Genomic DNA, 1180 nt, shown 5'->3' with positions numbered 1-1180 from the left:
TGTTTTGCTTTCTGGATTGGCACCTAAATGACCAATTAAAATCACTTTATTAAGCATGTTTGTAAGTTCCATTAAATGATGTAAAGATCATAACATGTTTTATGTGTTTTTACAATATTTTCAGTTAGCTAATAACAATTATTTAAAGTGTTACATTATGTTATAAATCACTAAAGCGTGTAAAATCGGATTGAAAGGCAAGGGGGACGATTCCTGTGGGACCATGGCGTTGTTTTGCTATAATAACCTCGGCTTTACCCTTGGCTTGTTCCATTGCCTCTTGCCATTTGCTATACTCAGCAGTGCCTTCTTTGGGTTCTTCATTTTTGAGATAATATTCTTCACGATAAACGAATAGAACAATGTCGGCATCTTGCTCAATTGAACCAGATTCACGTAAATCTGAGAGTTGTGGACGTTTATCTGTTCTATTTTCAACTTGACGCGAAAGTTGAGACAAAGCAATGATGGGAATATTGAGTTCTTTTGCAAGTGCTTTTAATCCAGTGGTAATGGCTGTAATTTCTTGAACGCGATTTTCTAATGAACGCTTTGAACCGCTTGTCATGAGTTGGATATAATCAATAATCAAGACATCTAGACCATGTTGTCGTTTAAGACGCCTTGCACGGGCGGACAATTGTGCAATAGACACACCACCTGTTTGATCAATATAAAGAGGGATTGTTTGTAAGGAACGCATTGCGTGAATAATTTTTGCAAATTGCTCTTCTGAGATATTACCACGACGCATATCAGAAGAAGAAACCTTTATTTGCTCTGAGATAATACGAGTTGCAAGCTGTTCAGATGACATCTCAAGTGAAAAGAAACCAACAATGCCCCCTTCATTGGCTTGGCTGTTATCATGACGCTTGCAAGCATTGGCAATATTAAAGGCAATATTGGTCGCCAGAGAGGTTTTCCCCATAGCAGGACGCCCCGCTATGATAATCAAATCAGATGGCTGTAGTCCCCCCATTTTCTCATCAAGTGTTTTGATATGGGTAGCTATCCCTGAGAGCCTTGAGGAACGCTTTTTCGCTGCACTTGCCATGTTAAGTGCTTTTGTAATGGCTGTATTAAAGTTTTCAAACCCACCCCCATATTTCCCTTTTTCTGCTAGCTCAAATAATTGATTTTCAACAGTTTCAATTTGTTGTGATGTTGTAAGTTCTAC

General features: G+C 38.5%; 1 protein-coding gene. It reads right to left on the bottom strand.

Annotated features, from left to right (window positions below):
- Positions 1–160: 160 nt before the first annotated feature.
- The coding region (locus ACFIKR_RS09315; RefSeq protein WP_375659645.1) for a replicative DNA helicase at positions 161–1180 on the bottom strand (1020 nt) is incomplete at its 5' end.

Origin of the sequence: Bartonella sp. MR30HLJHH (assembly GCF_042194195.1) — a bacterium.
Taxonomy (GTDB): domain Bacteria; phylum Pseudomonadota; class Alphaproteobacteria; order Rhizobiales; family Rhizobiaceae; genus Bartonella; species Bartonella grahamii.
Note: the sequence above shows the minus strand (reverse complement) of the source record. Positions and strands in the feature narration are given on the sequence as shown.